The 23342-nt window shown below is 70.5% G+C and carries 20 protein-coding genes; 7 read left to right on the forward strand and 13 right to left on the reverse strand.

Going from position 1 to position 23342, the window contains the following annotated elements; translation table 11 throughout:
- Positions 1 to 2 precede the first annotated feature (2 nt).
- Both N5D62_RS01310 and N5D62_RS01315 read left to right on the forward strand, forming a co-directional pair.
- Positions 3 to 1394 carry an NAD-dependent succinate-semialdehyde dehydrogenase gene (locus N5D62_RS01310; protein WP_279755560.1) on the forward strand — a complete coding sequence of 464 codons (1392 nt, stop codon included), beginning with the start codon at positions 3 to 5 and terminating at the stop codon, positions 1392 to 1394.
- An 89-nt stretch (positions 1395 to 1483) separates the two neighbouring features.
- Positions 1484 to 2467: a tripartite tricarboxylate transporter substrate-binding protein gene (locus N5D62_RS01315; protein ID WP_279755564.1), complete on the forward strand. Its 984-nt coding sequence runs from the start codon at positions 1484 to 1486 to the stop codon at positions 2465 to 2467.
- 57 nt (positions 2468 to 2524) lie between these two features.
- Here the strand turns inward: N5D62_RS01315 and mmsB are convergent, their stop codons facing one another.
- The 5 genes from mmsB to N5D62_RS01340 form a co-directional block, all read right to left on the reverse strand.
- Complete coding sequence (mmsB, locus tag N5D62_RS01320; RefSeq protein ID WP_279755568.1) at positions 2525 to 3433, reverse strand: 3-hydroxyisobutyrate dehydrogenase; 909 nt, start codon at positions 3431 to 3433, stop codon at positions 2525 to 2527.
- A gap of 126 nt (positions 3434 to 3559) precedes the next feature.
- Entirely contained in the window at positions 3560 to 4777 is a 1218-nt protein-coding gene (locus N5D62_RS01325) for an enoyl-CoA hydratase/isomerase family protein (protein ID WP_279755570.1), read from the reverse strand.
- A 10-nt stretch (positions 4778 to 4787) separates the two neighbouring features.
- Positions 4788 to 5591 carry an enoyl-CoA hydratase gene (locus tag N5D62_RS01330; RefSeq protein ID WP_279755571.1) on the reverse strand — a complete coding sequence of 268 codons (804 nt, stop codon included), beginning with the start codon at positions 5589 to 5591 and terminating at the stop codon, positions 4788 to 4790.
- A 182-nt stretch (positions 5592 to 5773) separates the two neighbouring features.
- The gene (locus tag N5D62_RS01335) at positions 5774 to 6934 is read right to left on the reverse strand and encodes an acyl-CoA dehydrogenase family protein (protein WP_279755572.1); all 1161 of its coding nucleotides are present in this window, start codon (positions 6932 to 6934) and stop codon (positions 5774 to 5776) included.
- Positions 6935 to 6941: 7 nt separating this feature from the next.
- Positions 6942 to 8450 (reverse strand): CoA-acylating methylmalonate-semialdehyde dehydrogenase, encoded by a 1509-nt coding sequence (locus tag N5D62_RS01340; protein ID WP_279755573.1) that lies wholly within the window; start codon positions 8448 to 8450, stop codon positions 6942 to 6944.
- Positions 8451 to 8621: 171 nt separating this feature from the next.
- Here N5D62_RS01340 and N5D62_RS01345 point away from each other — a divergent pair, with 171 nt between their 5' ends.
- The gene (locus N5D62_RS01345; RefSeq protein ID WP_279755575.1) at positions 8622 to 10136 is read left to right on the forward strand and encodes a short-chain fatty acyl-CoA regulator family protein; all 1515 of its coding nucleotides are present in this window, start codon (positions 8622 to 8624) and stop codon (positions 10134 to 10136) included.
- Here the strand turns inward: N5D62_RS01345 and N5D62_RS01350 are convergent.
- The 7 genes from N5D62_RS01350 to N5D62_RS01380 form a co-directional block, all read right to left on the reverse strand.
- Positions 10126 to 12063 carry an AAA family ATPase gene (locus N5D62_RS01350; RefSeq protein WP_279755576.1) on the reverse strand — a complete coding sequence of 646 codons (1938 nt, stop codon included), beginning with the start codon at positions 12061 to 12063 and terminating at the stop codon, positions 10126 to 10128. The two genes, N5D62_RS01345 and N5D62_RS01350, sit on opposite strands and share 11 nt — an antisense overlap.
- Positions 12056 to 12238 carry a hypothetical protein gene (locus N5D62_RS01355; RefSeq protein WP_279755577.1) on the reverse strand — a complete coding sequence of 61 codons (183 nt, stop codon included), beginning with the start codon at positions 12236 to 12238 and terminating at the stop codon, positions 12056 to 12058. The genes N5D62_RS01350 and N5D62_RS01355 overlap by 8 nt, the downstream gene beginning before the upstream one ends.
- 368 nt (positions 12239 to 12606) lie before the next feature.
- Entirely contained in the window at positions 12607 to 13470 is an 864-nt protein-coding gene (locus N5D62_RS01360; protein WP_279755578.1) for an isocitrate lyase/PEP mutase family protein, read from the reverse strand.
- Between the two features lie 96 nt (positions 13471 to 13566).
- Positions 13567 to 14778, reverse strand: a complete 1212-nt coding sequence (gene prpF, locus N5D62_RS01365) for a 2-methylaconitate cis-trans isomerase PrpF (RefSeq protein WP_279755579.1) — start codon at positions 14776 to 14778, stop codon at positions 13567 to 13569.
- A gap of 34 nt (positions 14779 to 14812) precedes the next feature.
- Positions 14813 to 17458 carry a Fe/S-dependent 2-methylisocitrate dehydratase AcnD gene (gene acnD, locus N5D62_RS01370; RefSeq protein ID WP_279755612.1) on the reverse strand — a complete coding sequence of 882 codons (2646 nt, stop codon included), beginning with the start codon at positions 17456 to 17458 and terminating at the stop codon, positions 14813 to 14815.
- 68 nt (positions 17459 to 17526) lie between these two features.
- A complete protein-coding gene (prpC, locus tag N5D62_RS01375; protein ID WP_279755580.1) occupies positions 17527 to 18699 on the reverse strand; it encodes a 2-methylcitrate synthase in 1173 nt (390 codons plus the stop codon).
- A gap of 79 nt (positions 18700 to 18778) precedes the next feature.
- Positions 18779 to 19162 (reverse strand): acyl-CoA thioesterase, encoded by a 384-nt coding sequence (locus tag N5D62_RS01380; protein ID WP_279755581.1) that lies wholly within the window; start codon positions 19160 to 19162, stop codon positions 18779 to 18781.
- A 275-nt stretch (positions 19163 to 19437) separates the two neighbouring features.
- On the opposite strand from N5D62_RS01380, the gene N5D62_RS01385 reads away from it, so the two are divergent.
- From N5D62_RS01385 to N5D62_RS01400, 4 genes are all read left to right on the forward strand, one after another.
- Positions 19438 to 19959 carry a VOC family protein gene (locus N5D62_RS01385; protein ID WP_279755582.1) on the forward strand — a complete coding sequence of 174 codons (522 nt, stop codon included), beginning with the start codon at positions 19438 to 19440 and terminating at the stop codon, positions 19957 to 19959.
- Between the two features lie 16 nt (positions 19960 to 19975).
- Positions 19976 to 20881, forward strand: a complete 906-nt coding sequence (locus N5D62_RS01390) for a LysR family transcriptional regulator (protein WP_279755584.1) — start codon at positions 19976 to 19978, stop codon at positions 20879 to 20881.
- Between the two features lie 91 nt (positions 20882 to 20972).
- Entirely contained in the window at positions 20973 to 22154 is a 1182-nt protein-coding gene (locus tag N5D62_RS01395) for a lipid-transfer protein (RefSeq protein WP_279755585.1), read from the forward strand.
- Between the two features lie 179 nt (positions 22155 to 22333).
- A complete protein-coding gene (locus N5D62_RS01400) occupies positions 22334 to 22516 on the forward strand; it encodes a CsbD family protein (protein WP_279755586.1) in 183 nt (60 codons plus the stop codon).
- A 297-nt stretch (positions 22517 to 22813) separates the two neighbouring features.
- On the opposite strand, the gene N5D62_RS01405 is transcribed toward N5D62_RS01400, so the two are convergent.
- Positions 22814 to 23200 carry a hypothetical protein gene (locus N5D62_RS01405; RefSeq protein WP_279755588.1) on the reverse strand — a complete coding sequence of 129 codons (387 nt, stop codon included), beginning with the start codon at positions 23198 to 23200 and terminating at the stop codon, positions 22814 to 22816.
- Between the last annotated feature and the right edge of the window lie 142 nt (positions 23201 to 23342).

Consider the following 23342-nt stretch of genomic DNA (forward strand, 5'->3'; position numbering starts at 1 on the left):
CGATGCGCGCGTCCTTCGACGTCCTCAACCCCGCCACCGGCGAGCGCGTCGCGCAGGTGCCGAAGGCGTCGGCCCAGGAGGCGCTGGCCGCCGTCGAGGCGGCGCGCCTGGCGCAGGCCGGCTGGCGGCGCCTCGGCGGCCACGCCCGCGCGGACGTGCTGCAACGCTGGTTCGAGCGGGTCGTCGCGAACACCGAGCAGCTCGCGCGCCTGATGGTCTCGGAGCAGGGCAAGCCGCTGGCGGAAGCGCGCGGCGAGATCGGCTACGCGGCCAGCTACATCCGCTTCTACGCCGAGGAAGCGCGGCGGCTGCACGGCGAGACGATCCCGTCGGCCTCGCCGGACCGACGCCAGCTGGTGATCCGCGAGCCGGTGGGCGTCTGCGCCGCGATCACGCCGTGGAACTTCCCGGCCGCGATGGTGACGCGCAAGGTCGCTCCCGCGCTGGCGGCGGGATGCGCGATGGTGCTCAAGCCGTCGGAACTGACACCGCTGACCGCGTCCCGCCTGGCCGAACTGGCGCTCGAGGCCGGCGTGCCGCGCGGCGTGTTCCAGGTGGTCGTCGGTGACGCGGCCGAGATCGGCGCGGTGCTCACCGCGTCGCCGACGGTGCGCCTGCTCAGCTTCACCGGCTCGACGCCGGTGGGCCGGTTGCTGATGGCGCAATGCGCGCCGACGGTGAAGAAGCTCGGCCTGGAGCTCGGCGGCAACGCGCCCTTCATCGTGTTCGACGACGCGGACCTGGACGCCGCGGTCGAGGGCGCGATCGTCTCCAAGTTCCGCAACGCCGGCCAGACTTGCGTCTGCGCCAACCGCTTCTTCGTGCAGCGCGGTGTCTACGACGATTTCGCCGCGCGGCTGACCGAGCGCGTCCGCGCGCTGCGCACCGGCCATGGGCTCGATGACGGCGTGACGCAGGGGCCGCTGATCAACGAGGCGGCGCGGCGCAAGGCGCTCTCGCACGTGCGGGACGCGGTCGAGCGTGGCGCCCGCGTGGCCACCGGCGGCGAGGCGGTCGACGGACCGGGCTGGTTCATGCAGCCGACGGTGCTGCTGGACGTGGCGCCGGGCATGCGCTGCCTGGACGAGGAGACCTTCGGCCCGGTGGCGCCGCTGGTCCCCTTCGACGACGAGGCCGAGGCCATCGCCTGGGCCAACGCCAGCGAGTTCGGGCTGGCGAGCTACTTCTACTCGCGCGACGTCGCGCGCTGCTTCCGCGTCGCGGAGGCGATCGAGTCCGGGATGGTCGGCATCAACACCGGCGCGATCTCGAGCGAGACGGTGCCCTTCGGCGGCATCAAGCAATCCGGGCTGGGGCGGGAAGGCTCCCGCCACGGGCTGGACGAATACACCGAGCTGAAGCTGATGAGCTTCGGCGGCATCGGCGCGACCTGACGCGCCGCGGTTCCCTTCCTGCATCCCCCATACACGCAGCGGCCGGCGACGGACCGGGCCGCGCAGCCCTTACCCCTTTGGAGAGAGACATGCGACAGATGGTGAAGAAGGTCCTGGGCGCCGCGTTGGCGGCGGCGTCGATGACGACGGCCACGGCGGCGCTGGCCGCCTATCCGGACAAGCCGGTGACGATGGTGATCCCCTACGCGACGGGCGGCTCGACCGACGTGATCGGCCGTCTGATCGCCGAGGCGATGACGCGCGACCTGGGCCAGCAGGTGATCGTCGAGAACGCCGGCGGCGCGGGCGGCACGATCGGCACCGGCAAGGTGGCGCGCGCGGCGGCCGACGGCTACACGATCCTGCTGCACAACATGGGCATCGCGACGGCGCCGGCGCTGTATCCGAAGCTCACGTTCGATGCCAACAAGGACCTGGCGCCGATCGGCCTGGCCGGGGACGTGCCGATGATCCTGGTGCGCAACAAGGACTTCGCGCCGGCCACCGTCGCCGACATGATCCGGCACATGAAGGCCAAGCCCGGCGAGGTGCGCTTCGCGCATGCGGGCGTCGGGGCGACCTCGCACCTGTGCGCGATGCTGTTCACGCAGACGACCAAGACCACGGTGACGATGGTTCCGTACCGCGGCACCGGCCCGGCGCTGCAGGACGTGATCGCGGGCAACGTCGACCTGATCTGCGACCAGCCGGTGGCGACCGGACCGCACGTGGCCTCCGGCGCGCTGAAGGCCTACGCGATGGCGACCAAGGCGCGCGTGCCGCAACTGCCGGACGTGCCGACCTTCGCCGAGAGCGGCCTGCCCGGCTTCGAGCTGGCGGTGTGGCACGGCGTGTACGCGCCCAAGGGAACGCCGGCGGCGGTGCTGACGCGGCTGAACACGGCGCTGCGCCACGCGCTGGCCGATCCGAACGTGGTCAAGCGCTACCAGGAGATGGGCGTCGTCGCGCCCCAGGCCGACCGGCTCAAGCCGCAGGTGCTGGGCGCGCAGACCTCCGCCGAGATCAAGAAGTGGGATCCGGTGATCAAGGCGGCGGGGGCGAAGGCGGAGTGAGCGAGGCCGCTCAGGCGGCCCTCACTGTCCTCACGGCCCTCACGACGCTCAGGGCGCTCAGGGCTTGAGCAACAGCTGCTGGACGCTGGAGAAGTCCAGCCCGCCGCGGCCGGCGCGGCTGTTGAGCGCGTAGAGGTTGCGCGCCAGCTCGCCCAGCGGCACCGCGGCGCCGACGCCCAGCGCCGCCTCCACCGCCAGGCCCAGGTCCTTGAGCATCAGGTCGTTGCCGAAACCGCCGCTGTACGCGCGCGACGCGGGCGCCTCCGGCTTCACGCCGGGCCAGGGGTTGCAGACCTCGGTGGCCCAGCTGCGGCCGGTGCTGACGGCCATCATGGCCGACAGGGCCTGCGGATCCAGCCCGTGCGCGACGCCCAGCGCTAGCGCCTCGCCGGTGACCGCCATGATCACGCCCAGCGCCATGTTGTTGCACAGCTTGGCGACCTGGCCGGCGCCGGACGCGCCCATGTGGAAGATGTTCTTCCCCATCGCCGACAGCACCGGCCGGGCGCGCTCGAGCGCCTCGGCCTCGCCGCCGACGATGAAGGTCAGCGTGCCCGCCGCCGCGCCGGCGGTGCCGCCGGAGACCGGCGCATCCACCATCGCCAGGCCCCGCGCGCGGGCCGCCTCGGCGACGCGCTGGGCGCTGGCCGGCGCGATGGTGCTGCAGTCGATGACCAGCGCGCCCGCGGCGATGCGCGCGAGCAGGCCGTCGTCGCCGAGGTACAGCGCCTCGACGTGCCGGCTCGCCGGCAGCATCGAGATCACCACCGACGCGCCCTCCACCGCGGCGGCCGCCGACGGCGCGATCGTCACGCCGGCCTCGCGGGCCTTGGCCAGCGCCGCCTCGCTCAGGTCGAAGGCGGCCACGGCGTGCCCCGCCTTCGCGAGGTTGGCCGCCATCGGGCCGCCCATGTGGCCCAGGCCGATGAAGGCGATGCGTTCGCAGCCGGTGCTCGTCGTGCTCATGGTGTCGTCTCCTTGTGATCGATGAATCGATGAACCGACGGATCGCGTGCCCTGCGATCCGTGATCGTTGATCGGGGGTGAGGCCGGCGTGGTGACCCTGTCAGCGCCGCCGGTGCGGCGCGCGGGTCAGCGCAGGTCCGCCAGCGGGTGCTCGCCGCTGAAGCGCGGCGCCAGCAGCTCGTTCACGTGCGCGTCGCCATCCTCGATCGCGGCGCCCAGCCAGCGCGGCGTCTTGTCCTTGTCGATCAGCAGCGCGCGCACGCCCTCGGCGAAGTCCGGGAACACGCAGCAGCCGACGGCGGCCTGGTACTCCATCCGGAACACCTCCGCGAGCGACGCGTGCTTCAGGCGGCGTTGCAGCGCGATGGCGAGCGCCGCGGAGGTCGGCGATCCCTTCTGGAAGGTCGCGCCCGCGGCGGCGAGCCACGGGTCCTCGTCGCAGGCCAGCGAGCGCAGCCGCGGCGCGAGCGTCGCCAGCGTGTCGTGCGGGCCGATCAGCGCGTCGATCCGGGCGCGGTGCGCGGCCAGCGGCGACGGCGCCAGGTCCGGCGCCGGCAGGCGGCGCAGCAGGTCGTCGAGACCCTCGGCGTCCGTGGCGTTGTCGCCGCTCCAGCGCGCGTTGGCCACGGCCTCGAGCAGCGCGCCATGGTCCTCGGCGCGCGCGGCGCGGTCCGCCAGACCGGCCCACAGCGCGTCGGCGGCGTTCAGCGGCGCGCCGGTCAGCGCGAGGAAGAGGCCGGCGCGGCCGGGCAGCCGGGACAGGAACCAGCTGCCGCCGACGTCGGGATAGAGGCCGAGCGTGATCTCCGGCATCGCCAGCTTGCTGCGCGGCGTGACCACGCGGTGCGACGCGCCCGCCATCAGGCCGATGCCGCCGCCCATCACGATGCCGTGGCCCCAGACCAGCAGCGGCTTGGCGTAGCGATGGATCGCGTGGTCGAGGCGGTACTCGCGCTCGAAGAAATCGGCGGCGTCGCGCGGCACCTGGCCGGCGCCGGCCGCGCGCATCGCGCGGTACAGGCCGACGACGTCACCGCCGGCGCAGAAGGCCTTCTCGCTGTTGCCGTCGAGGACCACGCCGGCGATCTGCGGGTCCTGCTCCCAGGCGGCCAGCTGCGCGTGCAGCAGATCGACCATCTCCAGCGTCAGCGCGTTCAGGCTGGCCGGCGCGTTCAGCGTCGCGTGGCCGAAGCGATGGCCAGAGGCAGTCAGGATCGTGCGGAACAGCACCGGTGCGTCGGATCCGGAGGTGGCCGCGGCCGCGGCGCCGGCAGCGCTGCCGGTGCCGGTGCCGGTGCCGGTGCCGGTGCCGGTGTTGGCGGGCGTCTTGAGGGAAGCGGTCATCGGTCGATCCTCAGGCGTTGCGCCACTGCGGGCTGCGCTTGCCGAGGAAGGCCTGCACGCCTTCGCGCTGGTCCTCGGTGTCGAACAGCGCGACGAAGGCCTCGCGTTCCATCACCAGCTGCGACCACGGCGTCGCCGTCCGCGCGCCCTGGATCAGGCGCTTGCAGGCGGTGACGCTGGTCGGGCTCTGGGCCTGGACGCGTTCGGCCCACTGCAGCGCGCGGGCCAGGCCCTCGCCCTTGGCGACGAGGTCGTCCGCCAGCCCGATGCGCAGCGCGGTCTCCGCGTCGACGCGCTCGCCCAGCAGCACCATGCGCTTGGCCCAGCTCTCGCCGACGGTCCAGCTCAGCCATTGCGTGCCGCCGGCGCAGGGCAGCAGGCCCACCGTCGCTTCCGGCAGCGCCATCACCGCATGCGCCTCCGCGATGCGCAGGTCACAGGCCAGCGCGCATTCCAGCCCGCCGCCCATCGCGTAGCCGTTGATCGCCGCGATGCTCACGCCGCGGAAGCCGGCCAGCGCCTCGAAGGCCTCGCCGAAGCGGCGCGCCATCGTGGCCGCGACGCCCTTGTCGCCGTCCGCGAAGACCTTCAGGTCGGCGCCGGCGCTGAAGAACTTCTGGCCGTCGCCGGTGATCACCAGTGCGTAGATGTCGCGATCGCGGTTGAGATCGCCGACCAGGCGCGTCAGCGCCGAGAGGCTGTCCGCCGTCCAGGTGTGGGCCGGCGGGTTGGTCAGCGTGACGATCGCGGTGTGGCCGCGGCGCTCCAGGCGCAGGCCGGCGTAGTCGGCGCCGTTGTCGGTGGGATGGGTCATGGGTGATGGATGAATGTGCGTTGAAGGGAGACCCTCACCCCTGCCCTCTCCCGCAAGCGGGAGAGGGAGTTCGAGAAGGCGAGGGCGTGAGATCGGGCTTGGGCTTGGGCTTGGGCTTGGGCTTGGGCTTGGACTTGAGCGTCAGGCGTCGGGCGATGGGCGATGGGCACGAGAACAGGCGGTCATCGGATCGTGTCGGTCGCCTGCTCCTGCAGCATCCGGCGCGCGACGATGACCCGCATGATTTCGTTGGTGCCTTCGAGGATCTGGTGCACCCGCGCGTCGCGCAGGTAGCGCTCCAGCGGGTACTCGCGCGTGTAGCCGTAGCCGCCGTGGATCTGCAGCGCCTCGTTGCACACCGCGAAGCCGATGTCGGTCGCCAGCCGCTTGGCCATCGCGCAATACACCTGCGCCTCGGGCGAATCGGCGTCGAGCTTGGACGCGGCCAGCCGCACCATCTGCCGCGCCGCGACCAGGTCGGTGGCCATGTCGGCCAGCTTGAACTGCAGCGCCTGCATGTCCGCCAGCGGCCGGCCGAACTGGCGGCGCTCGTGCATGTAGCGCTGCGCCGCGGCCAGCGCGCCCTGCGCCGCGCCGACCGAGCAGGTCGCGATGTTGATGCGGCCGCCGTCCAGCCCCTTCATCGCGAGCCGGAAACCCTGGCCCTCCTCGCCAAGGCGGTGGACCGCCGGCACCCGCACGCCGTCGAAGGCGATGGCGCGCGTGGGCTGGCTGTTCCAGCCCATCTTGTCTTCCTTGCGGCCGTACTGGATGCCCGGCGCGTCGGCCTCGACGAGGAAGGCGGAGATGCCGTCCGCGCCCGGACCGCCGGTGCGGGCCATCACGACCAGCGCGTCGGTCGCGCCGGCGCCGGAGATGAAGGCCTTGCCGCCGTCGATGACGTACGCGTCGCCGTCGCGCCGCGCGGTCGTGCGCAGCGAGGCGGCGTCCGAGCCCGCGCCCGGCTCGGTCAGGCAGTACGACGCCAGCTTCGCGCCACTGCACAAGGCCGGACCCCACGCGGCGGCCACCTCGGGCCGCGCGAAGGCCGCGACCATCCAGGCCGCCATGTTGTGGATGCTGAGGAAGGCGGTGGTCGACGGACAGGCGGCCGCGAGCTCTTCGAGCACGATGGTGGCGTCCAGCCGCGGCAGGCCCAGGCCGCCGGCGGACTCGGGCGCGTACAGGCCGCACAGGCCGAGCTCGCCGGCATGCCGCAGCGTGTCGCGCGGGAAGATCGCCCGCGCGTCCCACTCCGCCGCGAACGGCGCCATCTCGTCGCGAGCGAAGTCGCGCGCCGCCTGCTGGAAGGCGCGCTGCTGCTCGTTCAGCTCGAAGTCCATCGCGGCCTCACTTCAGGCTGATCGTCGTGTTGACGCCTCCGACCGAGGCGTCGTCGAACCAGCGCGCGGTCACCGTCTTGGTCTGCGTGTAGAAGAGCACGACCTGCTTGCCGTAGGGGCCGAGGTCGCCGAGCTTGGACGCGCGCGAGCCGGTGAACGAGAACAGCGGCACCGGCACCGGGATCGGCACGTTGATGCCGACCTGGCCGACGTCGATCTCGTCCTCGAAGCGGCGCGCGGCGGCGCCCGACTGCGTGAACAGCGCGGTGCCGTTGCCGTTGGGGTTGGCGTTGATCATCGCGATCGCCTCGTCCAGCGTGGCCGCCTCGGCGATGCACAGCACCGGGCCGAAGACCTCCTGGTCGTAGACGGTCATGCCGGGCTTGACGCCGCTGAAGATCGTCGGGCCGACGAAGTTGCCTTCCTTCAACTGGCCGCTGAGCGGCGGCAGCCGGCCGTCCAGCGCCAGCGTCACGCCTTCCTCGACGCCGCGGGCGATCAGGCGCTCGACGCGGTCGCGCGCCGCGCAGGAGATCAGCGGGCCGACGTCGGTCGTGGCGGAATCGCCGGCGCCCACGCTCAGGCCCTTGGCCTTCTCGACCAGCTCCGGCAGCCAGTCGCGCGCGGCGCCCACCAGCACCGCCACCGACACCGCCATGCAGCGCTGCCCGGCCGCGCCGAAGGCGGCGCCCACCAGCGCGTTGAGGGTCTGTTCCTTGTGCGCGTCGGGCAGCACGACGGCGTGGTTCTTCGCGCCCATCATGCATTGCACGCGCTTGCCGGCCTTGGTCGCGCGGTCGTGCACCAGCGTGCCGACGCGGGTCGAGCCGACGAAGGACACCGCCTTGATGTCGGCGTGGTCGCACAGCGCGTTGACGACGTCCTCGCCGCCGTGGACCACGTTGAGCACGCCCTTGGGGATGCCGGCCTCGAGCGCCAGTTCCACCAGCCGCATCGTGACCATCGGGTCCTGCTCGGACGGCTTGAGCACGAAGGTGTTGCCGCAGGCGATGGCCATCGGGAACATCCACAGCGGGATCATCGCGGGGAAGTTGAACGGCGTGATGCCGGCGCACACGCCCAGCGGCTGCAGCAGCGTGTAGGTGTCGACGCCGCCGGCGACGTTGTGGGCGCGCTCGCCCATCTGCAGCGAGCCGATGTTGGCCGCGTGCTCCACGACCTCCAGGCCGCGGAACACGTCGCCCTCGGCGTCCGCCAGCGTCTTGCCCTGCTCGGCGGTCAGCGTCGCGGCCAGCGACTTGATGTTGTCGCGGATCAGCTGCTGGTACTTCAGGAAGATCCGCGCGCGCTGCCCGATGGGCACCTTGCGCCAGGTCTTGAAGGCCTCGCGGGCCGCGGCGATCGCGGCCTCGACCTCGTCGGGCGTGGCCATCGGCACGCGCGCCAGGCGCTGCTGCGTGGCCGGGTTGACGACGTCGCGCCACTCGGTCGCGCGGGACTGGACGTACTCGCCGTTGATCAGCAGCGGGATGCGGGGCAGGTCGTTCTGGCTCATCGGAAAGCTCTCCTGGATCGGGTCCGAGACGCCGTCGCGGGACGGGCTCGACGCTGGGTTGAATTTCACAGAGAATCTATCCACAACATTCGCAATGCACCACGCTTTCCTCTTGTGAAGCGGCATTCCTGCGAATCACTGCGCAAGAAAATTGTGAAATCAGCGAACCCTGTGAACCCCCGCGAGCCCCTTCGCGCGGCCGGCCCCGGCCCGTCGCGCAAGCTGTTCATCGGCCCCCGGATCCGCCGCCTGCGCGAGCAGATGCAGTGGAACCAGGCGGAGCTGGCGAGCCGGCTGGCGCTGTCGCTGAGCTACGTGTCGCAGATCGAGACCAACCAGCGGCCGGTCACGGCGAGCGTGCTGATCAAGCTGGCCGAGGTCTTCGGCGGCGGCATCGGGCAGTTCTCGGAGGAGCAGGACCAGCAGCTGCTGCACGACCTGGACGCCGCGTTGCGCGACCGCTCGCTGACGCCGATGGCGCTCGCGCCGACGCAGGTCGCTCGGCTCGTCGAGCAGGCGCCCGAGCTGGCCGAGGCCTACGTCGCGCTGCACCAGCGCTACCTGCGGCTGCAGGACGAGCACTCGCAGATGATCGACCGCTTCTACGGCGAGCAGGGGCCGGAGCCGGCGGTGGTGCCGGTGTCCTCGCGCGGCGAGCCACTGCCGCACGAGGCGGTGCGCGATCACCTGAACCGCCGCAACAACCACCTCGACGAGTTGGACCTGCGCGGCGAGCAGCTGGCCGAGGCGCTCGGCCTGACGCCGGGCCAGCGGGCGCGCGCGCTGCGCGAGTTGCTGCAGCAGCGCTACGGGATCAAGACGGAAGTGGCCGACGAGGACGAGGGCCGCGGCGCGGCGGCGGGCGCCTTCCTGCGGCAGTACGACGCGCGCCGCCGGGTGCTGCGGCTGCCGCGTTTCCTGAGCGACGCGCAGCAGGCGTTCCAGCTGGCGACGCAGTACGCGCTGATCGCCGAGGCCGATGCCATCGAGGCCGAGCTCCGAGCCGGCGCCTTCGTCGACGACGCGACGCGGGCGCTGGCGAAACAGGGCTTCGCGCACTACTTCGCCGGCGCGACGCTGCTGCCCTACGTGCCCTTCCTCGAGGCCGCGCGCCAGGTGCGCTACGACGTCGAGCTGCTGCAGCAGCGTTTCCAGGTCAGCGTGGAGACGATCTGCCACCGCCTGTCGACGCTGCAGCGCAATGGCAACCGCGGCGTGCCGTTCTATTTCGTCCGGGTGGACCAGGCGGGCAACATCTCCAAGCGCCAGAGCGCGACGAGCTTCCACTTCGCGCGCCACGGCGGCGCGTGCCCGCTGTGGCACGTGCACGAGGCCTTCGCGCAGCCGGGCCGCTTCCTGCGCCAGATCGCGGAGATGCCGGACGGCAGCCGCTTCTTCGGCATCGCGCGGACGATCGAGCGGCACGGCGGCGGCGGCTACCAGTCGCGGCGCAAGCTGTTCGCGGTCGGACTGGGTTGCGACCTGGCGCATGCGCGCGAGCTGGTCTACGCGGATGGACTGGCGCTGGACCCGGAGACGGTGAGCCGGCGGGCGGTGCCCATCGGCCCGGGCTGCCGCGTCTGCCCGCGCGAGCACTGCGTGCAGCGCGCGTTCCCGCCGGCGGGCAAGGCGCTCGTGGCGGACAGCGACAGCGAGTCGCTGGTGTCCTACCGGTTCACGGGGTGACGAGCGACAGGTCCTGACGGCGGAGATCGGCGCCGCGCGCGTGCGTGGCGGGGCGTTCGGATCGGAACGCCGCCAGCCGTTGCGCGTACGGATCCAGCGCGTCCTCCGCTTGAGCCAGCGGCAGCCCGACCACGGCGGCGAAGCGCGCGGGGGTCACCTGCCCGTGCGCGATCAACTCGTCCACCACCGCCAGCAGCGCGTCGCGATGCGATGCGATCAGCGCGGTGGCACGCGCATGCTCGGCCTGCAGCAGCGCTTCGATCGACGCGTTGCTGAGCTCCACGTCGGTGCAGACATGCTCCTCGCTGTCGGTCGACACGTCGGTGCGGGCGATGCGATCGCCGTGTCCCAGGTAGCGCAGCATGCGCGCGGCCGTCCGCGTCGCCTTGCGCAGGTCGCTCGAGGCGCCGCTCGAACTCAGGTCGCCGCCGAAGACCAGCAGCTCCGCCGCGCGGCCGGCCAGGCTCGTGCAGATCGAATCGAGCAGGTTCTGGCGCGACCACACCTTGCGCGAGGCATAGGCGTTGTAGCCGCCCTCGAAGCTGGCCACGTGGATCTTGATCTCCTGCGGCGCGCGCCCGAACAGCAGCGCATGCACCAGGCCATGACCCGCCTCGTGCACGGCCAGCAGCGCGCGGAAGTCCGCGTTGGTGCGCTGGCGCAGGCGATCGAGCTCGAAGGGCGCGGCGATATCGGCCGATTGGTCCCGCCAGTGCGCGACCAGGCTGCGGCCGTCGGCGACGAGGCGGACCTCGTCGCCCGCGGCCGCGCCGCGCCCGATCGCCCAGAGCGCGGCCTTCGCCAGGCTCGCGCCGAGGATCGCGTGCAGCGACGAGAACAGCGGCCGCGTGCCCTGCGCCGGGAAGACGGCGTTCGCGTAGATCTGCGCGCGCACGCTGTCGGCCAGCGCGAAGCGCAGGCCGCAGCGGGACTCGGTCTCGCGGGCGTAGCGCTCGCAGCCTTGCGCGATCAGCTGTTCGTACGCGCGGCGCGACAGCGACGGGTAGATCACATGCTCGTTGCCCAGCCGCGCGACTTGCTCCGGCTTGAAGCGCTGGTTCAGCGCCTGCTTGACGTCGATGACGCTGAGCTTGCCGGTGAGCGCGTGGAAGATGTCGGCATCGCTGTCGCAATCGTCCACGCTGGTGGCGAGCTCCTCGTACATCTCGTCGAGATTCCCGCAGACGAAGACGAGCAGCCGGCTGTAGTCGGTGCCCCAACGCTGCTGGCCGCTCTCGCGGAACTCGCGCAGGCGCTCCTGGATCTGCTCGGGCGTCCAGGCCATGATCTCCATCAGCGGCGCGTCGATCTTGAGGTTGCGCTGCAGCTCCTGCGCCTCCCAGCTCCGCAGCTTGAAACGCCGCTTCGCGTCGTCGGCATCGGAGCGCTCCGCGTCGAAGGCCGCATCGGCGATGGACGACTCGATGTCGCCCAGCAGCGAGAGCGCCGGCGGCAGCCGGCCGTCGGAGAGCAGCGCCCAGACGTCCTGGTAGCGCTCGACGCGCATCTCGCCGCGCTTCGAATCGATCGTGCGGAAGCGCTGGAACTCGTCGAGCGCGAGGATGCCGGGTTCGCCCTCGCGCACGCCGGACTGCGCGAGCATGCCCGAGATGCTCTGCGCGCCGCGCCAGCCCGCGCCATTGGAGAAGCCGTCCATCTGGACCTCCACGAAGCGGTCGTAGAAGCCCAGCAGTTGCGCCAGGCGGCGCACGAGCTGGGTCTTGCCGGTGCCGGTCAGGCCCCAGAGGCAGACGATGACGGGCCGCGAGACGAGCTCGGGCAGCACGTACCAGGCGCGCACCGCGTCGATGACGCGGTCGATGATGGGATCGATGCCGAACAGCTCGGTCTTGAGCTGGACGGCGATCTCCTGCAGCTGCGTGTTTCTCCGCACCAGCTGCTCACGCAGGTCGAGGGACTCATTCATCCCAATCCTCCCTCCGCAGCAGCGCCTGCAGCGCCATGCGGTCTGCGCGGCGCTGCGCGCCGCGGCCTTGGATGTGTTGGCCGGCGCCTCGCATGCCGCGCTGGGCCAGCGCGCGCGCCACGGGGTCGCGCGCGCCGGGGCTCGTCTCGAGCACCAGCGTCATCGGTTGTTTCATGCGGCGCAGGGCCTTGACCCGGCCCTCTTGAAGGGCGCGGGAACGGAGTTGTGCACTCATTCGGTTTCCGAAAAGCAAAAGCCCCGGCTCGATGGCGGCGGGGCTTTGCATGCCGCGCGGTCTGAGGCCGTATCTGGGAACAGACACGGTTCAGCCGGGGCTCGGGAACCGTGTTCAGTCGATCGTCGAGATGAACAGGGAGGACATAGGGGGTTTCTCCGTCATGCGGGCGCTGTCGTGGGCGCCTTCTGCAATGGGCGCGAATGATGGGGGCCTGGCGGCGCGCGTGCGAATCGTCATGGGGCGCGGCGTTGCGCCGCGCCAACGCGGGTTGGGGTCGGACCCGCGTGGCCGAGGCGTGTCAGCCCTCAGGTGTACTTCTTCTCCAGCGCATCCCACTCCGGCTTGCCGACCAGCCGCTGGCGCTCGGCGAACGGGATCACCAGGTTGGGGTCCTCGTCCATGCGGCGCTGCGTCTTCAGCAGCCCCAGCGCCTTCTGCATGCCGGCCACCGCGCTCTGCAGCGCGGCGTTGGCGTACAGCACCACGCCATAGCCCAGCTGCTGCAGCTCGTCCGCGTCGGTGATCGGCGTCTTGCCCCCGATGACCATGTTCATCAGCTGCGGCGTCGACAGCCGCTTCGGCAAGGACCGGATCTCCTCCGGCTTGGTCACCGCCTCGACGAACAGGATGTCCGCGCCCGCTTCGGCGAAGCGCTGCGCGCGCTCGATCGCGGCCTCGAAGCCCTGCGTCGCGCAGGCATCGGTGCGGGCCATGATCAGGAAGTCCGGATCCTGGCGCGCATCCACCGCCGCCTTGATCTTGCTGACGGCTTCCTCGGTGGAGATCACTTCCTTGCCGGTGAAGTGGCCGCAACGCTTGGGCGCGACCTGGTCCTCCAGCTGGATGCAGTCGGCGCCGGCGCGCTCCAGCACCTTCACCGTGTGGCGCACGTTCAGCGCGTTGCCGAAGCCCGTGTCGGCATCGACGATCAGCGGCAGGTTGACCGCGTCGCGGATGCGCGCGGTGTGGTCCGCGATCTCGTGCAGGCCCATGAAGCCCTGGTCCGGCAGCCCGAACCACATGTTGGTCACGCCGGCGCCGGTCACGTAGATCGCCTCGAAGCCGAGGTCCTCGATCACCTTGGCGGACAGCGCGTTGAAGGCGCCGGGCACGAGCACGCCGCGGCGTTCGTTCACCAGCGCGCGCAGCGTCTTGCGGGTCGATGTCATGTCAGTTCTCTTCGCTTGTCTGGGATGGCACCCGGGCGCTCATGGCGCCCTTCGTGGCCATCGGGGTTGTCGTCGTGTCCGGCGTGCCCGCCGCGCTCACAGCGCCTCGGCCGGCACGCGGACGTGGCCTTCCATCAGGATGCGGGCGCTGCGGCTCATCACCGCCTGCGTCACGCGCCACGCGCCGCCTTCCTGGACCGCCTCCGCGCCGACGCGCAAGGTGCCCGACGGATGGCCGAAGCGCACCGCCGGCAGCGGCTGGCCGCCTGCGGCCTCGCACACCACCGTGCCGGGGATCGCCGCCGCGGTGCCGATGGCCACGGCCGCCGTGCCCATCATCGCGTGGTGCAGCTTGCCCATCGACATCGCGCGCACCAGCACGTCGATGTCGCCGGCCTCGACGGTCTTGCCGCTCGAGGCGCGATACGTCGCCGGCGGCGCGACGAAGGCCAGCTTCGGCGTGTGCTGCCGCGTCTTCGCCTCGTCCAGCGTCTTGATCAGGCCCATGTGCAGCGCCGCGTGCGCGCGGATCGCCTCCAGGCGCTTGAGCGCCGCGGCGTCGCCGTTGATCGCGTCCTGCAGCTCGGTGCCCGAGTAGCCCAGGTCCTTCGCGTCGACGAACACCGCCGGGATGCCGGCGTTGATCAGCGTCGCGCGCAACTGGCCGCCGGGCACGAGGTCCTCGGGCATCGACAGCACGTCCACGACATTGCCGGTCGGGAACAGCGCGCCGCCGGCGTCGTCGCCGTCCGCGTCGTCATTGCCCGGATCGACGAAGGCCAGCTCGACCTCCGCGGCCGGGAAGGTGACGCCGTCCAGCTCGAAGTCGCCGCTCTCCTGCACCTGGCCGTCGCGCATCGGCACCTTGGCGACGATGGTCTTGCCGATGTTGGCCTGCCAGATGCGCACGGTGGCGATGCCGTCGCGCGGCAGCGTGGCCGCGTCGATCAGGCCGGCCTGGATCGCGAACGGACCGACCGCCGCGGACAGGTTGCCGCAGTTGCCGGACCAGTCGACCAGCGCCGTGTCGATCGCGACCTGGCCGAACAGGTAGTCCACGTCATGACCGGGCCGCGTGCTGCGCGAAATGATCACCGTCTTGCTGGTGCTCGAGGTCGCGCCGCCCATGCCGTCGATCTGCTTGCCGTAGGGATCGGGGCTGCCGATCACGCGCATCAGCAGCCGGTCGCGCGCGGCGCCGGGCACGCGCGCCGCCTCGGGCAGGTCGTCCAGGCGGAAGAACACGCCCTTGCTGGTGCCGCCCCGCAGGTAGGTGGCGGGGATCTTCACTTGAGGGAGAAAGCTCATCGTCGTTTCCAGGTGATGCCCGAGGCCCGCGGGCTCAGGCGGCCTCGCCGGCCAGGAAGTCCTGCGCGAAGCGCTGCAGCACGCCGCCGGCCTGGTAGACCTCGACCTCCTCGGCGGTGTCCAGGCGGCAACGCACCGGCACCTCGAGGCGCTCGCCGTCGCGGCGGTGGACGATCAGCGTGACCGTGGCGCGCGGCGACAGCGCGCCGACGACGTCATAGGTCTCCGAGCCGTCGAGGCCCAGCGTCAGCCGCGTCGTGCCGGGCTGGAACTCCAGCGGCAGCACGCCCATGCCGATCAGGTTGGTGCGGTGGATGCGCTCGAAGCCCTCGGCCGCGATCGCCTCGACGCCGGCCAGCCGCACGCCCTTGGCCGCCCAGTCGCGCGACGAGCCCTGGCCGTAGTCGGCGCCGGCGATCACGATCAGCGGCTGGCCGCGGTCCATGTAGGTCTCGATCGCCTCCCACATGCGCATCACCTGGCCTTCGGGCTCCAGCCGCGCGAGCGAACCGGCGACCACGCCGCCGTCGGCGTCGCGGACCATCTCGTTCTTCAGCGTCGGATTCGCGAAGGTCGCGCGCTGCGCGGTCAGGTGGTCGCCGCGGTGGGTGGCGTAGGAGTTGAAGTCCTCCTCCGGCAGGCCCATCTTCGCGAGGTACTCGCCGGCGGCCGAGTCCAACATGATCGCGTTGGACGGCGACAGGTGGTCGGTGGTGATGTTGTCCGGCAGCACCGCCAGCGCGCGCATGCCACGCAGCGTGCGTTCGCCGGCCAGCGCGCCTTCCCAGTAGGGCGGACGGCGGATGTAGGTCGATTGCGCGCGCCAGTCGTAGAGGGGCTCCGTCGCCTCGGCCGTGGCCGGCACGATCGCGAACATCGGGTCGTAGACCTGGCGGAACTGCTCGGGCTTGACGCTCGCGCGCACCAGCGCGTCGATCTCGTCGTCCTCGGGCCAGAGGTCCTTCAGGCGGATCTCGCGGCCCTCGACGACGCCCAGCACGTCGCGCTCGATGTCGAAGCGGATCGTCCCCGCGATCGCGTAGGCGACCACCAGCGGCGGCGAGGCCAGGAAGGCCTGCTTGGCGCGCGGATGGATGCGGCCGTCGAAGTTGCGGTTGCCCGAGAGCACGGCGGTCGCATAGAGGTCGCGCTCGACGATCTCGCGGTCGATGGCGGGGTCCAGCGCGCCGGACATGCCGTTGCACGAGGTGCAGGCATACGCGACCACGCCGAAGCCCAGCGCCTCCAGGTCGCCGAGCAGGCCGGCTTCCTCCAGGTACAGCGTGACCGCGCGCGAGCCGGGCGCCAGCGAGGTCTTGACCCACGGCTTGCGGGTCAGGCCCAGGCGGCGCGCGTTGCGCGCCAGCAGCGCCGCGGCGATGACGTTGCGCGGGTTGCTGGTGTTCGTGCAGCTGGTGATGGCCGCGATGATCACGGCGCCGTCGGGCATGCGGCCCGGTTCCTCGGTCCAGGCGCCGGCGATGCCGCGCTCGGTCAGCGCCGAGGTCGGCAGGCGGCGGTGCGGGTTCGACGGGCCGGCCATGTTGCGCACGACCGTGCCCAGGTCGAAGCGCAGCACGCGCGGATAGACCGCGCCGGCCAGCGTGTCGCCGGCGCCGCCCCACAGGCCGGCGGCCTTGGCGTAGGTCTCGACCAGCTGGACCTGCGCTTCCTCGCGGCCGGTCAGGCGCAGGTAGGTCAGGGTCTGCTCGTCGATCGAGAACAGCGCGGCGGTCGCGCCGTATTCGGGCGCCATGTTGGAGATGGTGGCGCGGTCGCCCAGCGTCAGGCCGGCCACGCCTTCGCCGTGGAACTCCAGGTAGGCGCCGACGACCTTCTCCTTGCGCAGGAACTCGGTCAGCGCCAGCACCAGGTCGGTGGCGGTGATGCCGGGCTGGCGGCGGCCGGTGAGCTCGACGCCGACGATGTCGGGCAGCCGCATCCACGAGGCGCGGCCGAGCATCACGTTCTCCGCCTCCAGGCCGCCGACGCCCACGGCGATCACGCCCAGCGCGTCGACGTGCGGCGTGTGGCTGTCGGTGCCGACGCAGGTGTCGGGGTAGGCGACGCCGCGGTCCACGTGCACCACCGGCGACATCCGCTCCAGGTTGATCTGATGCATGATCCCGTTCCCCGGCGGGATCACGTCGACGTTGCGGAACGCCGTGCGGCACCAGTCGATGAAGTGGAAGCGGTCCTCGTTGCGCCGGTCCTCGATCGCGCGGTTCTTCTCGAACGCCTGCGGATCGAAGCCGCCGCACTCGACGGCCAGCGAGTGGTCGACGATCAGCTGCACCGGCACGACCGGGTTCACCTTGGCGGGATCGCCGCCCTGGTCGGCGATCGCGTCGCGCAGGCCGGCCAGGTCCACGAGCGCGGTCTGGCCCAGGATGTCGTGGCAGACGACGCGCGCGGGATACCAGGGGAAGTCGCGATCGGCCTTGGCGTCGGCGAGCTGCAGCAGGCACTCGTCGAGCATGGCGGGATCGCAGCGGCGCACCAGGTTCTCGGCGTGCACGCGGGCGGTGTAGGGCATGCGCTCCCACGCGCCCGGGCGCAGCGCCTCAACGGCGGCGCGGGCGTCGAACCAGTCCAGCGAGGTGCCCGGCAGCGGCTTGCGCCAGGCGTCGTTGAGCGGGATGGTGGAGGCGATGGTCGGGGCGAGCGGCGTGGCTGGCATGGCGTTCACTTCTTTCATGCGGTCTTCATGGGCGGCGGCGGCCGCGGGGGGCCGCCGCGCCTGCGCGTTCAGGGACGCTGGGCCAGCGGCACGAAGGCCTGGTCTTCAGGGCCGGTGTAGACGGCGCTCGGGCGGATGATCTTGTTGTCCTGGCGCTGCTCGACGACGTGGGCGGCCCAGCCGCTGGTGCGGGCGATCACGAACAGCGGGGTGAACATCGCGGTGGGCACGCCCATCATGTGATAGCTGACGGCGCTGAACCAGTCCAGGTTGGGGAACATCTTCTTGGCGTCCCACATGGTCTTCTCGAGGCGCTCGGCGATGTCGAACATCTTGGTCGAGCCGGCTTCCTTGGACAGCTCGCGGGCGACCTTCTTGATGACCTCGTTGCGGGGATCGCTGACGGTGTAGACCGGATGGCCAAAGCCGATGACGACTTCCTTGGCCTCGACGCGGCGGCGGATGTCGGCCTCGGCCTCGTCGGGGGTCTCGTAGCGCTTCTGCACCTCGAAGGCGACCTCGTTGGCGCCGCCGTGCTTGGGACCGCGCAGCGCGCCGATCGCGCCGGCGATGGCCGAGTGCATGTCCGAGCCCGTGCCGGCGATGACGCGGGCGGTGAAGGTGGAGGCGTTGAACTCGTGCTCCGCGTACAGGATCAGCGAGGTGTGCATCGCGCGTTCCCAGCTCTCCGACGGCGGCTCGCCGTGCAGCAGGTGCAGGAAGTGGGCGCCGATGGAGTCGTCGTCGGTCTCGACCTCGATGGAGCGGCCGTTGTGGCTGTAGTGGTACCAGTACAGCAGCATCGAGCCGAGCGAGGCCATCAGCTTGTCGGCGATGTCGCGGGCGCCGGGCAGGTTGTGGTCGTCCTTCTCGGGCAGCGAGCAGCCCAGCGCGGAGACGCCGGTGCGCATCACGTCCATCGGATGGGCGGCGGCGGGCAGGGTCTCGAGCGCGTCCATCACGGCCGCGGGCAGGCCGCGCAGCGACTTCAGCTTCGTCTTGTAGGCGCGCAGTTCGGCGGCGTTGGGCAGCTTGCCGTGGACCAGCAGGTGGGCGATCTCCTCGAACTCGCAGCGTTCGGCCAGGTCGAGGATGTCGTAGCCGCGGTAATGCAGGTCGTTGCCGGAGCGGCCGACGGTGCACAGCGCGGTGGTGCCGGCGGCGACGCCGGACAGGGCGACGGATTTCTTGGGCTTGAAGCCGGGGGCGGCTGCCGCGTTCGCGGTCGTTGCGTCGCTCATGGGGATGTCTCCTGGAAAGAAAGAAGCGGAATCGGAAAGGCGGGAGGGACAGGCGGAACAGGTCGGGCGGAACGCGGGGCTAGCCGGCGCTGGCCGGCGCCGCCGAGGCGTCGCGCGGCTGGATGCGCACGGGGCGGCCCTGCTTGTCGACGGCGACCATCTCGAAGCTGGCGCGCAGCGCGTCGGCGTTGGCGCCGTCCACGCGGGCGCGGACCTCCACCGTCATCGAACTGCGCCCGACCCGCGCGATGCGCGCGTGCAGGTGCAGGACCGAGCCGACCGGCACCGGCGCGAGGAAGGCGACGTCCTTGGCGGCGGCCATGACGATGTCCTCGTGACAGTAGCGGCTGGCGGCGAGGTAGGCGACCTGGCCGAGCCAGGACAGCCCTTCCGGGCCGAAGAGGGTGCCGTAGTGGTTCGCGTGCCGCGGCAGGACGAGGTCGCTGCGGACGAATTCATTCAAGGGGACGCCCGCGGGCGCGTTCTGCCAGTCCATCGCGGTTGTGAAATATAGCGGTTCACAATGTTCGCAGGCTCGGGCGGGCCATTCAACGGCTGAAGTTGCGATGCTTGGTGAAGTGAAACTGCGAAGGTTGTGAAGGTTGTGGAATCGGGCGGGAATCGGGCGGTGGACGAAGCTGGTCGGCAGGGCTGAACACCGCGGTTGAAAACGAGCGATTTACGCCGGAGAGGGCCTCTCCCTATGCTCGGCCGTCCCCAATCGAAATGCTTCCTCCCATGACGACTTCCCTGTCCCCATCGGCCGCATCGCTTGAGCGGCCTGCGCACGCCGAGGCCCCGCGCGGCCTCAATCACCTGGTGCTGACGGTGTCCGACATCGAGGCCTCGCACCGCTTCTACACGGAGCTGATCGGCTTCCGCCACGTGGCGACCTCGAACCGCGTGCGCGCCGACGGCCTGCCGCCGATGCGCTTCTACAGCGGCCATCGCGACGGCAAGGACACGCACCACGACCTGGCGCTGTACCAGCTGGCCGAGGTCAACGTCGCGGACGGCCAACGGCTGGATCACCTGGCCATCGAGTACGCGAGCGAGGCCAGCTGGCGCGAGCAGATCCGGTTCCTCCAATCGCGTGGCGTCACGCTGCACGACCTGGTCGAGCGCGGCGCGACCTGGAGCATCCACGCGCGCGATCCGGACGGCCTGGAGATCGAACTGGTGTTCGAGCGTCCCCGGTCCGAGTGGGAGGACGACATCCAGGCCGCGGTGAACCGGGCCCAGCGCCATCCGCTGCCATGACGGGCGCGTGCCAGGCATGAGACGGATCGCGTGGCAATTCCTGCCGACGTTCGTGTGCGTCGCGGAGAGCGGCAGCCTGCGGCAGGCGGCGCAATCGCTGCACCTGAGCCACAGCGCGGTCAGCCAGCAGATCGCCGAGCTGGAGCGCGGATTGGGCTTCCCGCTGTTCGATCGACAGGCCGGTCGACTCGTGCTGAACGCGGCCGGCGAGATCATGCTGCGCAGCGCGCGCGACGCGCTGATCCGCGTGGACGAGGCGGCGCGCATCGCCGAGGAGACGATGAGCCGGACCACGCCGGTCCTGCGCCTGACGATGCCGGTGGCGTTCGCGCAGCGCTGGTTCCTGCCGCGGCTGTCGTCCTGGTATCGCGAGCATCCCGACATCAGCATCGACGTGGACGCGTCGCCGGCGGTGCGCGACCTGGAGCGCAGCGGCATCGACGCGGCGATCCGCGCGGTCGAGGTGACGGACCCGGCGTTGGCGAAGCTGCCGCTGCAGCCGGCGCCGAGCCGGCTGCTGGCGGTCGCCACGCCGGCGATCGCGCAGCGGCTGCGGCCGCTGGGACCGGCGGCGCTGTCGGGCGAGCCGTTGATCGGCGATCGTGACGAGTGGACGCGTTGGTTCGCCGCCGCCGGGATCGCGGAGGCGGCCTCGCCGCGGGCGGGATTCAACAGCCTGTCGCTGCGGCTGGATGCCGCGGAGCGGGGGCTGGGCATCGCGCTGGCGCGGGACGTGCTGGTCGCCGACGCGTTCCGCGCGGGGACGCTGCAGTCGGTGGTCGACCTCGACCTGCCGGGCGACACGGTGGCGCCGTACCAGCTGGTCTGGCGCCGGTCGTCCGCCTGCGCGGACGTGATGCCGCTGCTGGGCGAGTGGCTGGCGCGGGAGCTGGAGGCGTCGTCGATGGAGGAGGGGCTCTAGTCCGCGCGCCTCGCGTGGGCGGCGCGTTGTCTCTACCATTCGGCCGCCGTCGCAGAACGGCGAGTCAGACGGAACACCTCAGGAGACAGCGATGAGCCAGGATGTCCACGTGGTCGGGGTCGGCATGATCCCGTTTTGCAAGCCGGGCGCGCACGAGCCGTATCCCCAGATGGCGGCCGATGCGACGCGGGCCGCGCTGGCTGATGCGGGCCTGGACTACGCGGACGTGCAGCAGGCCTACGTCGGCTACGTCTACGGCGATTCCACCGCTGGGCAGCGCGCGCTCTACGACGTCGGCATGACCGGCATCCCGGTCATCAACGTCAACAACAACTGCTCCACGGGCTCGACGGCGCTGTACCTGGCGCGCCAGGCGGTGGCGAGCGGCGCGGTCGACTGCGCGCTGGCGCTCGGCTTCGAGCACATGAACCCCGGCGCGATCGGCGAGGTCTTCAAGGATCGCCCGAGCCCGTTCCAGCCCTTCAACGACGCGACCGACGAGCTGGTCGATGTGGACCTGCCGCTGGCGCTGCGGTACTTCGGCGGCGCGGGGCTGGCGCACATGAAGGAGTTCGGCACGCCGGTGGAGACCTTCGCCAAGATCCGCGCGAAGGCGAGCCGGCATGCGGCCAACAACCCGCTGGCGTTGCTGCGCAAGGTGGTGACCGAAGAGGACGTGATGGCCGCGCCGATGCTGTGGCCCGGCGTGATGACGCGGCTGATGGCCTGCCCGCCGACCTGCGGCGCGGCGGCGGCGATCGTGTGCTCGGAGGACTTCGCGCGTCGACATGGCCTGGCGCGCACGGTCCGTATCCGGGCGCAGGCGATGACCACGGATCGCCCGGTCGCCTTCGAGGCGCGCGACATGCGCGAGGTCGTGGGATTCAGCATGTCGCGGGAGGCGGCACGGATGGTCTACGAGGCGGCGGGCGTGGCGCCGGAGGACCTGGATGTCGTCGAGCTGCATGACTGCTTCGCGCACAACGAGCTGATCACGTATGAGGCGCTCGGCCTGTGCGGCGTTGGCGGCGCGCAAGGCTTCGTCGAGAACGGCGACAACACGTATGGCGGACGGGTCGTCACGAATCCGTCGGGTGGGTTGCTCAGCAAGGGGCATCCGCTCGGCGCGACCGGGCTGGCGCAGTGCTTCGAGCTGACCCATCAGTTGCGCGGCACCGCGGAGCAGCGGCAGGTCGAGGGCGCTCGCATGGCGCTGCAGCACAACCTGGGCCTCGGCGGCGCGTGCGTGGTGACGCTGTACGAGCGCGTGTGAGCGCGCGGCTGAGCGCATGTCAGCGCGCTTAAAGGCGGCGTTCGCATTCGGTACTTCTGCGTAAGAACAGACCGACAAGGAATCGCTGCCTAGACCTGCACTCGAGCCGCGCGCGTCGTCCTAACCTAGTCCTGCGTCGCGACATCCGTCGCTGCGATCAACAACTTCTGGAGATCGTCATGAACAAGGACCAAGTGAAGGGAACGGTGAAGGACGTGGCCGGCAAGGCTCAAGAGAAGGTCGGCCAGGCCGTGGGCAGCACCGAGCAGCAGGCCAAGGGCCTGGCCCGCCAGGCGGAAGGCAAGGTGCAGAAGACCTATGGCGATGCGAAGGAAGCCGCGAAGGATTCCCAGAAGCACTAAGACCTGCGCACTTCTCAAGGTCTGCCAATCGGTGCCGGTCAAAGCTGACACCATCGTTGAACGGAAGAGCCAGCTCGGTGGCGTACGTCATCGAGCTGCTGTCCGTGAACATCGCTGCATCGCCGAGCAGCGAGACCGCTTTACAGGCGACGTGCGGCCCATGCAACGCGGTGGTCGACTAGTGTTACTCGAGAAACTGAGGTGAAGTTAGGCGGCCACTGTACGGACGGCTGTGACGCGGTAGATTTCCTGAAACCGCGCACCTGCGATATCACCCGCTCGGTTATCCCCGCTCCGTCACGAATGAATTACCGCTGCTGTAGGAACATTTTCAAGAAGTGGCCAAGCTAGATTGAAAGGTGAAAGATCGGCGTCGTCTATTGCTTGCGTTAATAAATCAAAGGAAAGAGCCACGAAGCTACAGCGTGCTTGGAGCAATGCGCAAGCATTCTTATGCGCCTGCTCAACAGCAGAACCGCTATTGCCCTTTATTGCTTCTCTCAGGGCTACAATTTTTTCGTGAACTGTTTCTTGATAATGATCCTCACGTAGCTCGCGCATTTCATTTCTATTCATCCCACATACCACGATTGTCTCGTTTCCAATCACGCTACCATTTCTAGGCCGCGCATATACTGTCATTGCATTTCCTAGCTTCATGCGTCGAAAGATGATGTGTGACATGGGATTTATCTTTCCGCTCGGATCCAGTAGCAAGGCCTGTTCAAATCCAGGCGGATCTTCTCCGGCTAACAGTGTTATTCCTCCCGAAGCAAGTGGGAACTTGATCCGCTTTTCAGAGCGGTTACATGTGGCGCACGATAGG

The organism is Mitsuaria sp. GD03876 (assembly GCF_029840635.1).
Classification (GTDB): Bacteria; Pseudomonadota; Gammaproteobacteria; order Burkholderiales; family Burkholderiaceae_C; genus Roseateles.